We start from the raw sequence: 11,373 nt of genomic DNA on the forward strand, positions 1-11,373 counted from the left end.
TCAGCCCTGCGCCAGCCGTTCCGCGAAGGTACGCAGGTCCCGCCGCTCGATGGCCGCGGCCATCAGCTCCGGGAACGCGTCGGGCGTACAGGCGAAGGCCGGTACGCCGAGCGCGGCGAGCGCGGCGGCGTTGTCGTGGTCGTACGCGGGCGCCCCCTCGTCGCTGAGCGCGAGCAGCACCACCACCTGCACCCCCGCCTCCACCAGCGCGGCGACCCGGCGCAGCAGCTCGGCCCGGACGCCGCCCTCGTACAGGTCGCTGACCAGCACGAGGATGCTGTCCCGGGGACGGGTGACCAGGCCCTGGCAGTAGGCGACGGCCCGGTTGATGTCGGTGCCCCCGCCCAGCTGGGTGCCGAAGAGCACCTCGACCGGGTCGCTCAGCCGCTCCGTCAGGTCGACCACGGCGGTGTCGAAGACCACCAGCGACGTGCGCAACGACCGCATCGACGCGAGCACGGCGGCGAAGACCCCGGAGTAGACCACCGAGGCGGCCATCGAGCCGGACTGGTCGACGCAGAGGATCACCTCCCGCCGCAGCGCGCTGGTACGCCGGCCGTACCCGACCAGCCGCTCGGGAATCACGGTACGGAGTCCCGGCTGGTAGTGCCGCAGGTTGGCGCGGATCGTCCGGTCCCAGTCGACGTCGGCGTGCCGGGGACGCTCGATCCGGGCAGCCCGGTGCAGCGCGCCCGCCACCGCCGCGCGGGTCTGCTGCGCGACCCGGCGTTCCAGCTCGTCGACGACCCGCCGGACCACCTGGCGGGCGATCTCCTTCGTCCGGTCCGGCATCACCCGGTTCAGGGAGAGCAGCGTGCCGACCAGGTGCACGTCCGGCTCGACCGCGGCGAGCATCTCCGGTTCGAGCAGCAGCCGGGTCAGGTTCAGCCGCTCGATCGCGTCGGCCTGCAGCACCTGGACCACGGTGCTCGGGAAGTACTCCCTGATGTCGCCGAGCCAGCGCGCCACCCGCGGCGCGGAGGCGCCCAGACCGGCGCCGCGCCGGCCGCCGTCGTCCCCGTCGTCGCCGGCCGCACCGTCGTAGAGGGCGGCCAGCGCGCCGTCCATCGTGGCGTCCGCGCCGGTGGGCCGGCCGCAGGACTCGTCGGCCGCCGCACCGAGCACCAGCCGCCACCGGCGCTCCCGCTCGGTACCCTCGCTCGTCACTGGATCTGCCTCCCGGTCAGGGCGGAGAGGGTGGGCAGCACCCGGGCCGCGCGCTCGTGGTCGAGCGGGGCCCCGGCCGTGGCGCCGGGGCCGGCACCGGGCGTGCCCTGGCGTACCCGCTCGCCGATCGCCCGCCGCTCGGGCGCCGCGAAGGTGCCGAAGGCACGCCGCAGCAGCGGCAACACCTCGGTGAACGTGTCGCCGTCGACGCCGGTCAACCACTCGTCGACCAGGGCGAGCAGGGCGGCGTCGTGGACCAGCAGGAGCCCTCGGCCGGCCAGGAAGCCCTCGATCCACTGCGCCCCCTGCGCGGGCGGGGTGCCCACGCTGAGCGCCAGCCCCATCCGCCGACGGACCTCCGGGGACGGCACCCGGCCGGCGTCCTGGACCAGCCGGGTCAGCCGGCCGGCGAGCAGCCCGTGGATCGGCCGCGCGCCGCCCGAGCCGTCGTGCACGCCGCCGCCCGAGCCGCCGTGCACGCCCCGCGCGGCGAGCGCGGACACCGTCTCCAGCCAGCGTTCCCGCAGCTCGTCGCCGAGGAGCGCGGTGGCGGCGTGCACCGCGTCGATCCGGTCCCGCAGGGCGCGGGCGGCGTCGTCGGAGAGCGAACCGACCGCCGCGGGCAGCCCGACGCAGATCCGGACCAGCAGGCCGGCGGTGACGGTACGCAGCGCCGGAAGGTCCGTACCGCGCACGTCGCCGTAGCGCAGGGTCCGCGCCAGCGGCGGCAGCGCGGCCATCAGGTCGGCGACGTCCGCGTCCAGCGCGGCCCGGGTACGCAGCGCGTCCAGCACCGCCGGGTACGCGTCGGTCAGGTCGCCCAGCAGGCACGCTTCGACCAGCGGGGTGACGTCGGCGAGGCGGCCGGCGTCCCGGGCGGCCTCGCCGACGCGGGCGCTGGCCGCGCTGGCCACGGTGCTGCCGTACGCGCCGGCCTCGACCAGCGCGATGGAGAGTTCGGGTCGCCAGCACAGCCGCCACGTCTCGCGGAAGGTTCCCTTGCCGCGTCGCGCGTCCGCGGCCGGCTCGCCCCAGTCGACGCCGAGCAGCCGGAGCCGGTGCAGCAGCCGGCTGCGCCCCAGGTCCGTCTCGCGGCGCAGGTCGAGGTCGAGAGTCCGCTCGGTGGCCTCCGGCCTGAGCCGCACCGCCCGCTGCTGGGCGTCGAGGTCGCGGGCCAGCGGTACCGCCGGCACCTCGTCCGGTACCTCGCCGAGGCGTTCGCCCACGACGAGCCGGCGGGCGACCAGCTCCAGTCGCAGCTCGTCACCGTCGCAGAGGACCGCGCGGGTCGCCTCGGTCAGCTCGCTCAGCCCGGCCAGCGGCCGCCCGCGCAGGGTGGCGAGCGCCTCGGCGAGCCGTACCGCCTCGATGACGTGCGCCGACGAGGCCGGTACGCCCTCGTCGCGGAGCACCCCGGCCGCGGCGACCAGCCAGCGGGTCACCACCTGGTCCGGGCTCGTGAAGAGGTGGTGGTACCAGCCGGGGGAGCGGACCCCGGCGCCGTAGCCCTGCCAGGAGGCGAGCCGCCCGTACGTCCAGGGCACCCAGGTGAAGGTGACCTTGCCCTTCCGGCGGCCCTTGAGCAGCGCGGCGTCGGCCTTCGCCGGGACCGGGGCGGTCAGCGCCGGTACGTGCCACGCCCCGCAGACCACGGCCACGTTGTCGTACCTCCGGCGTGCCTCCCGCAGCACCCCGCGCATGTACGCCTCGCGGAGCAGGTCCCGCGGGTCCTCCGGGGAGACGGCCCGGATGGCGGCCATCGCCTCGGCGACCGCCTCGAAGACCGGGGTGTCGCGGTGCTCGACCACGTCCTCCCACCAGCGCTCCGGGTCGTCGTAGCCGGCCGCGGCGGCGAGTTCCCCGATCGGGTCGACCGGCCGCACCGCCGCGCCGCCGGCCCCCTCCGCCTCGCCCGCGCCGCCCGGCCCCTCCTCGTCCAGCCCTGCCCCGCCCGACCCCGCGCCGCCGGTTGGTCCCGCCTCGACGCGGTACGCGTAGGGCAGGTCGAAGAAGCGCACCGGTACCCCGTGCCCGGTCGCCCAGCGGATCGCCTGCCACTCGGGTGAGAAGGCGGCGAACGGCCAGTAGCCGGCCTGCCGGGGGTCGTCGGTGGCGTACCCGAGCAGCGCGACCGGCGGCACCAGCCGCGCGTCGCCGATCCACCGCAGCAGCTCGTCGGCCTCGGGCGGCCCCTCCACCAGCAGCACGTCGGGCGGCTGTTCGGCCAGCGCGCGCAGCACCGCCCGGGCCGAACCCGGCCCGTGGTGGCGGATGCCGTAGACGCGCTCAGGCATCGCGGGCCGCACGGTAGAAGGCGGTCCAGCCGTCGCGCTCGCGTACCACGGTCTCCAGGTACTCGCGCCACACCACCGGGTCGGTCGTCGGGTCCTTCACCACCGCGCCCACGATGCCGGCGGCCACGTCGCCGGGGCGCAGTACGCCGTCGCCGAAGTGCGCGGCCAGCGCCCAGCCGTTGGTGACCACCGAGATCGCCTCCGCGGTGGAGAGGGTGCCGGTCGGCGACTTCAGCCTCGTCCGGCCGTCCTCGGTCAGCCCGGCGCGCAGTTCCCGGAAGACGGTGACCACCCGCCGGATCTCCTCCAGCGCCGGCGGCAGCTCGGGCAGCTCCAGCGCGCGGCCGAGCTGGGCGACCCGGCGGGCCACGATCTCCACCTCCTCGTCCACGCTGGCCGGCACCGGCAGCACCACTGTGTTGAAGCGGCGGCGCAGCGCGCTGGAGAGCTCGTTGACGCCCCGGTCCCGGTCGTTGGCGGTGGCGATGACGTTGAAGCCCTTCGCCGCCTGCACCTCGGTGCCCAGCTCCGGCACCGGCAGGGTCTTCTCCGACAGGATGGTGATCAGCGTGTCCTGCACGTCCGACGGGACCCGGGTCAGCTCCTCCACCCGGGCGATGGCCCCGGTCTCCATCGCCCGCAGTACCGGGCTCGGCACCAGCGCCGCCGCCGACGGCCCCTCGGCGAGCAGCCGGGCGTAGTTCCAGCCGTACCGGATCGCCTCCTCCGGGGTACCGGCGGTGCCCTGGACCAGCAGCGTCGAGTTCCCCGAGATCGCGGCGGCGAGGTGCTCGGAGACCCAGGTCTTGGCGGTGCCGGGGACGCCGAGCAGCAGCAGCGCCCGGTCGGTTGCCAGGGTCGCCACCGCCACCTCCACCAACCGGCGCGGGCCTACGTACTTGGGGGTGATGCCGCCGCCGTCGCCGAGCAGGTACGTCACCACGGCCTGCGGTGAGAGCCGCCAGCCCGGCGGGCGGGGCCGGTCGTCCGCCGCGGCGAGGGCGGCCAGCTCGTCGGCGTACGACTGCTCGGCGTGCGGGCGGATGACCGTCATCTAAGCTCCTCGTGCATCTGGTGGCGGAAGGTCAGGGTGGCGGCCAGCCGCGCCACGGTGGCGGTCTGCCGGTTGGTGCTGTTCCTCGTCTCCAGCCGCCGGGCCAGCTCGGCGACCTCCTCGGCGGCCCCGACGGGCAACGCCGCCGCGGCGAGCCGGCACACCTCGTTGAACTGCCAGGCGTACCGGTCCTCGGCGAGCGCCGAGATCGCCGCCAGTACGGCCGCGCCCAGCTCGGCCGGCCAGGGGCCCGGATTCAGTTCGAGCAACCGGACCGCGCGGGCCGGGTCGCGACGCAGCGAGCGTGCGGTGTAGCGGGCCAACTCGACCGGGGAGAGCGCCTCGTGCAGCTGCGCGGCGAGCCGTTCGTCGGCCGGGTCCAGGTCCCGGTTGACCGGCCGCGACCAGAGGTCGGCGAGGGCGGTCACCCACTCCGGGTCGCGCTGCGCCACCGCCGCCCGCGCCATGCCCCGGTGCAGCACCGTCGCCCAGTCGTCGGCCACGTCGAGCGCCAGTACCGCCGCCGCCGGCCGGCCCAGCAGCCGGGACCAGGTGTCGAGCGGGGTACGGGCGACGATCTCCTCCAGCAGCCAGGCGCCCGCGCCGACGCCCCGGGGTGGGGTGGGCGGCACGCCGTCGCGCAGCAGGAACGGGTCGTACTCGGCCGGCGGGGTGACCACGATCAGCTCCCGGTCGGCGGGGGCGTCCCCACCGCCGGGCCCGGCCGGGCCGTCCCCGGTCGTCGCCGGCCCGGATTCGGTCGGGGCCGGCCGCTCCAGCCGTACGCAGCGGCGGGCCCGCTCGGCCATCCGCGCCCCGAGCGCCGAGCCGGGCAGCGCGGCGAGCTGCCGGGCGGCGGCCAGGCGGACCTCCTTGCGGCGGTCGTCCAGCGCCCGTTCCAGCAGCGGTTCATCGGCCAGGGAGAGGCCGGTGCCGAGCGCCTCGACGAAGCGGGCCCGCTCGGCGGGTGCCTCGTCGTCGTAGCTGGCGGCGAGCAGTTCGCGGCCGGCGGCCGGGTCGGCGCGCCGTACCGCGAGCAGGTGGGCCAGCCGCGCGCCGGGCGTACCGGTGGTCCAGTCGTCCGGTCGCGGGTCGGCGGTCTCCTCGCCGAGCAGGTAACGCCAGTCCGGATGCAGGCCGGCCAACCAGCCGCCGCGCCGGCCCGCCGCCGAGGCGAGCGCGGGTCGCAGGGCAGTGCGCCGCCGGCCCGCCTCCAGCAGCGCGGGCAGCGCCTCCGCCGGCACCCGGTGGCCCCGGTCGGCGACCAGGCGCAGCCACTCGCCGAGCAGCAGCTGGGCCGTCTCCGCGCCGCCCGGTACGCCACCGTCGCGCAGCAGCAGGCGCAGCCGGCGGGCGGCCGGCTCCGGCACCGGGGGCGCGCTCTCCTCCGGCGCGGGCCCGACGGGCTCCCGGCCGGTCACCGGCAACACCCCGGCCCGGTGGTAGGTCACCGCCACGGCGACGGCGGTGAGCAGCGCCGCCGCGCCATCACCGGCCGGCAGGTGCAGGCCGCGACCACCCACCCCGATCGTTGCGGCGGCGAAGGGGCGGCGGCCGGTGCCGACGAGCGCGGCGGAGAGCAGCTCCGGCGGCAGCTCCGAGGGGTGCCGCCGGGCGCCCGTGCTCCCCGCCGGGGCCGGCACGTACCGGCCGTCCGGCCAGGCGGCGAGCGGGCGCAGGCCGGCCGGTCCGTACTCGGCGGCCACCGTGACCGGGTTGCCGCCAGCGGCGGCGATCAGCCACCACGGCTCGTCGTGTCCGGGCGCGAGCGGGAGCGCGTCCCCGGCGCGGTCCACCAGGTGACCGTCCATGGTGGGCAGCGCGTCGGCGAGCAGCAGTGCGAGGCTGTCGCACCAGGGGTCGGCGGCGAGCGCGGCGCTCCAGGCGGCGAGCGCGTCGCGTACCGGCGCGGCGCCGGCCGGTGCGACCAGCGGCTCGGCCGGTCCGTGCCGGCGGGCGACCAGCGCACGCAGCGGGTACGATCCGGGGTACCAGCACAGGTCGGCGTCGAGGACGGTGCCCGGCGGCGCGTCGGCCGGGAACGCCTGGCCCGGGACCGCGTACGAGAGCAGCAGCGCCGCCCGGCCCGTCGTCGCCCCGCGCAGCCAGGTACGCCGCGTGGTGAGCCGCTCGTCGACCACGTCGTACCGGCCGAGCACCTGCCAGCGGTCCCGCAGCGGCGGAGTGGCCAGCACCTCCTCGGTCGGCACGGGCAGGCCGATCCGGGCCCGTACCGTCGCCGCGAGCGGTTCGGGCAGCTCGCCCAGGCGCGAATACCCGGCCACGAGCAGGCGCAGCAGGGCCAGCTCACCGAGGAGCCGGTCGGCCCAGTTGCTTCCGACCCCGGCGAGGTCGCCGAGCCGCCGGAGCGTGCCCGCGACCCCCGGGGCCTGCGCGTCGACCATCCGGGCCGCCATCGTCTCGAACGGTGCCCGCCCGGCGCGCTCGGCCTCCCCGAGCCCCTGCTCGACCTGGTCCAGCAGCCACCGGTCCAGTTCGGCCAGGCCGGCGCCGACCCGGTCGGCGCGCTGCCCGGCCCGCCGCCGCGCCGCCGCCTCGTCGACCGGGGCGCTCCCGGCCCGCCGGGCGACCGACCTGGCCGCCCGCGCGGCTCGCGCCCGCCGCCACTCGGCCGCCCAGTCGGGGGCCGTCGCGACCTCGACCTCCCCGGACGACCAGCGCAGCAGCAGGCCGAGCGCGTGCTTACAGGGAAACTTCCGGCTCGGGCAGGAGCAGTGGTACGCGGGCCCGGTCAGGTCGACGCAGGCCCGGTACGGGTGCTGCCCGCTGCCCTTGCAGAGGCCCCAGAGCAGGTCTTCGTCGATACCGGTGGCGCTCCAGCTCGTGGCGGCGCTGACGCCCCGGGCGCCCTTCGCGGAGCCGGCGTCGGGAGCCAGTGCGAGCACCTGTTCGGTGTTCCACCGTTCGATCGGCACGCCAGCACCCTACGGAGCCGGTGCGACACTCGATCTCCGCTCAGCCCTCCGGCGCGATCAGCCGGTCGTCGGCCGCGTCCCGTACCGTGATCGCCTCTACCGGACACGAGTCGGCGGCGTCGATGACCGGGTCGGCCGGCTCGACGACGTCGGCCAGCGGCGTGGAGAGCCCACCGACCAGTTGGAAGTGCTCGGGCGCGGTACCGGCGCAGATGCCGGTGCCGATGCAGCGGCGCGGGTCGACGCCGACCCGCCACGCGGCGCTCACCAGGCCACCGGCATGCCGAGCAGGCCCCGCACCAGCATGCCCCGCTTCCACTCCAGCTCCGGTTCCGGTACGGCGAGCCGCAGCCCGGGCAGGCGGGTGGTCAGGGTGGTGACGGCGACCTGCAACTCCATCCGGGCCAGCTGCGCGCCGACGCAGTGGTGCACGCCGTGCCCGAAGCCCATGTGCGGGTTCTGTTCGCGGCCGAGGTCGAGCCGGTCCGGGTCGGCGAAGACCGTACCGTCCCGGTTCGCCGACGAGAGCGAGCCGAGAACCGGTTCACCGGCGCGGACGAGCACGCCGCCGACCTCGACGTCCTCCTTGGCGTACCGGGCGAAGGACGAGCCGACGCCGAGCGGCACGTACCGCAGCAGCTCCTCGACGGCGGCCGGCACCAGCGACGGGTCGGCCCGCAGCCGGGTCAGCTGCTCCGGGTGCTGCAGCAGCACGTAGACGAAGTTGGGGATCTGGGTCACCGTCGTCTCGTGGCCGGCGGCGAGCAGGCCGGCGGCCAGCTCCACCAGCTCGGTCTCGCTGAGCCGGTCCTCGTTCTCGTCGCGGGCCCGCACCAGCGCGCCGAGCAGGTCGTCGATCTGCGGCTCGCGGCGGCGCTCGGCGACCAGTTCCCCGATGTAGCCCCACAGGTTGTTCAGGTACTCCTGGATCGTCTGCAGGGGCAGGGAGGTGGTCGAGACGATCGCCTCGGACCAGGTGTGGAACCGGTCGCGGTCGGCGTACGGGACGCCGAGCAGCTCGCAGATCACCTGGATCGGCAGCGGGGTGGCGAAGTGCTCCACCAGGTCGACCGGGGGACCGAGCCGGAGCATCTCGTCGACGAGCCCGTCGGCGATTTCCTGTGCCCGGGGCCGCAGCGCCTCGACCCGGCGCGCCGTGAACGCCTTCGCCACCAGCCGACGCAGCCGGCTGTGATCGGGCGGGTCCATGGTGAGCATGCCGCTGTACTGCTGGCGTGGGGTCAGCCGGGGCTCGTCACGCTGTACGGCGGGGGCGCGGCCGAACCGTGCGTCGCCGAGGACGGTACGGACGTCCTCGTACCGGGTGGCGAGCCAGGCCTCCTCGCCGTAGGGGAGCTTCACCCTGGTCAGCGGCTCGTTCTCGCGCAGCTCGGCGTAGGTCGGGTCGACGACGAGCCGGTCGGCGGTGCTGAACGGGTACGGCCGGGCGGGCGGGACGGTTCGGCTCTCGGTGATCTGCGCGCTCTCCGTCATCACGGATTCCCTCCGTCGGAACGGCATGATCCTCAGCGGCACGCCGCCGTTCGGTCGGCGATCATTGGCGGCGAGTGAGGCACCAGTAGCGGATCGTAGCGAAGGGCGTGGATCGGCGCCAGCCTTGCTGACCACCGTCGACAGCGGGTTGGTTTGCCCTACCTGCCCAAGGCTTGCGGACATAGCAGGAGCACACCGTCTCCTACGGCAAGCAGGTTGCATCCCGCAGGCGATTCCACGGCGGCCAGATCCGGCGCATCGGTTGCGCTGACGTAGAGCAGGCCGAGATTCTCGCGCGCGAGCTGGGCGACATGGCCGTCGAGCACCCGTTCCTGCTGGCTTCGGACGTACCAGAAGGGGTCCGGCCAAGCATATGCCGTGAGGTAGGCCGAGACCGGATCCAGTGATCCACAGGCGTTGCCGAAAGCGTCGACCAGCGGGTCGGCGCCGGGTCGTGCCATGGTTCGGGCAGTACGCAGCTCATCCTCGCGGAAGGTCAAGACCAGACCGTCGAAATAGTCCAGGTCCAGTAGGTGCACTTCGCAGTCGAGGCCACCCCAACTGCCCAATAGCGCTGGTTGCTCAGGGGTGTCCCAGGGGGGCTCTTCCAGCTCTTTCACTGTGGCGCGGCGGGCAAGTCGCCGCAGCGCGGCAGCACTCACGGGTCGCACACCCACAGGTAGGTAGAAGGCCGCGACCAACCGGCGGGGTTCGCTCATCCGCTCTCCTCCTGGTCGTTCCGGCCCTGGTCAGCAGCGTAGGGGATACGCTCGCCCTCGACCCTGATTCCCATCTGCTCAAGGGCGTTGGCCACTTCTGGCGTCACACCGCGGCGGAACCAGTACACGAGTTGCGGGGGGCCGCCGTTCGAGTAGGCCGGATCGCCGGCGATGTCCAACTGCCGCAGCGCCTGCGGCCTGAGGTGGCTGGTCCAGTTGTACGAGTTCAAGCCGAACAGGTTGTAGTCCTTGGCGTCCTTCCAGACCCGGCCGCCCTCGGTCACCACGTCCACGTCAGACTTCGCCTTGCCCCGTGCCACGGGCATGGCCACCTCGACGACCTCGCGACTGATCTCCGCCAACTCCACCTCAGAGTCGATGCCTCGAATGGCTCTCAGATGTTGTGCCAGCCGGCCTTCCATGCTGGCGGCGTTGTCGGTGCTCTTTTCCCTCTCCAGCGCCTCACGCTCAGATTGCAGCCCGCTCAGCCAACGATCCGTTCCGCGTACAGACGAGTGAGCCGACTTGTAGGTGCGGACCCGTCCCTCGACTCGCGCCACCTCCCGGATCGCGGCATCGATTCGGGCGATCAACTCAGGCGGTAGTGTGGCTGCCGGCTTCTGCTTGGCCTGTCGCTCGCCGGAGAGGACCTCGTCCAGGGACTTCGGGGGATTGGCCCGCTGACCTGCGGCAATCTTCGCGGCGATGGCTCTTTCGAATCCCACCATATTACGGGCGCGCTCCCGTAGCTGCTGGAATTGTGCTTTGGCGTCATCGCTCGTGAGGCTCGCCCACGCGGCGCGGAGTGGCTCGGTCAAGGGCTCTTCCGGCTGGGCCCTGCTGGGTCGGGTCTCCTCCGGATTGATCGCGCCGTGGACCGCCCAGACGTCGTTTTGTTGTATTGGCCGCAGCACGGTCAACCCGTAACGCATCCGAATCGGCGCCAGCATGGGTTTGATTAGTCTGTCCGAGACCTTGCGACCAGCGAAGCGTCCCAGCATGGAAACGGCAGCGCTGAGTGCCTTGTTGAGTCGCTGCTGCTTGCCAGCAGGACTGTCGTCGCCGGCACGCACTTTTTCCTTGAGTTTCTTGCCGCCGGCCTTGAGTTTGGCCCAGAGTTTCTTGCCGAGGTTGACGATCTTGTCGACGATCCAGTTGATGGCCTTGTTGACGGGTTTGGCGAGGGCTTGGAAGAAGCTCTTGACTTTGTTGGCGATGCCGCCGATGCCGAGGATGGCGGCGAGGGCGCCGATGAGGACGGGGACGGATCGGGCGAGGGCCTTTTCGATGAGGGCGGGGACGCCGCCTGCTCCGCCGCCGGCGATGGCGATGATGGCGTCGAGGACGGAGTTGACGAATTCGATGATCTGGGCGCCCTGGTTGACGATGAACATGACGAAGTCGATGATCATTTTGCAGGCGCGGATGAACGCGGAGGCGGGGTTGAGCAGGGAGACGATCCAGGTGATGCCGGCGACGAGGATGGTGGGGATCAAATATTCGCTGATCTTGCCGAACAGGTTGCCCTTGAGGTCGCCGACCTGTTCCTTGATTTCCTCGGTGACCCCGGCGACGCCCTGAGACTGCAGCTTCTGCGCGACCGGCACGGTCTTTTCGACCGCGCCCATGGCCTGTTCGGGGACGCCGCGTTGGATGATGCGGGCGCGGAGGGCGTTCCAGGTCAGGCCGAGCAGGCTGGCGATCATGAG

8 protein-coding genes are annotated in these 11,373 nt (G+C 73.8%); all 8 read right to left on the bottom strand.

The genetic code is table 11. The features are described from left to right. Nucleotides 1-1,167, bottom strand: a complete 1,167-nt coding sequence (locus AB0J86_RS19890) for a VWA domain-containing protein (protein ID WP_363859032.1) — start codon at nt 1,165-1,167, stop codon at nt 1-3. Continuing rightward, entirely contained in the window at nt 1,164-3,461 is a 2,298-nt protein-coding gene (locus tag AB0J86_RS19895; RefSeq protein ID WP_363859033.1) for a DUF5682 family protein, read from the bottom strand. Before AB0J86_RS19895 ends, AB0J86_RS19890 begins: the two co-directional genes overlap by 4 nt. Further along, nucleotides 3,454-4,515: an AAA family ATPase gene (locus tag AB0J86_RS19900; protein WP_363859034.1), complete on the bottom strand. Its 1,062-nt coding sequence runs from the start codon at nt 4,513-4,515 to the stop codon at nt 3,454-3,456. Before AB0J86_RS19900 ends, AB0J86_RS19895 begins: the two co-directional genes overlap by 8 nt. Beyond that, on the bottom strand, nt 4,512-7,451 hold the full coding sequence (locus AB0J86_RS19905; protein ID WP_363859035.1) for a DUF5691 domain-containing protein: 2,940 nt from the start codon (nt 7,449-7,451) through the stop codon (nt 4,512-4,514). The genes AB0J86_RS19900 and AB0J86_RS19905 overlap by 4 nt, the downstream gene beginning before the upstream one ends. A 40-nt stretch (nt 7,452-7,491) precedes the next feature. Next, the gene (locus tag AB0J86_RS19910; protein ID WP_363859036.1) at nt 7,492-7,719 is read right to left on the bottom strand and encodes a ferredoxin; all 228 of its coding nucleotides are present in this window, start codon (nt 7,717-7,719) and stop codon (nt 7,492-7,494) included. Continuing rightward, complete coding sequence (locus AB0J86_RS19915) at nt 7,716-8,945, bottom strand: cytochrome P450 (RefSeq protein ID WP_363859037.1); 1,230 nt, start codon at nt 8,943-8,945, stop codon at nt 7,716-7,718. Before AB0J86_RS19915 ends, AB0J86_RS19910 begins: the two co-directional genes overlap by 4 nt. Nucleotides 8,946-9,103: 158 nt before the next feature. After that, on the bottom strand, nt 9,104-9,664 hold the full coding sequence (locus AB0J86_RS19920) for a hypothetical protein (RefSeq protein ID WP_363859038.1): 561 nt from the start codon (nt 9,662-9,664) through the stop codon (nt 9,104-9,106). Next, the coding region (locus AB0J86_RS19925) for a hypothetical protein (RefSeq protein WP_363859039.1) at nt 9,661-11,373 on the bottom strand (1,713 nt) is incomplete at its 5' end. The genes AB0J86_RS19920 and AB0J86_RS19925, both read right to left, overlap by 4 nt.

It is taken from the genome of Micromonospora sp. NPDC049559 (assembly GCF_040676675.1).
Lineage (GTDB): Bacteria > Actinomycetota > Actinomycetes > Mycobacteriales > Micromonosporaceae > JBFAPK01.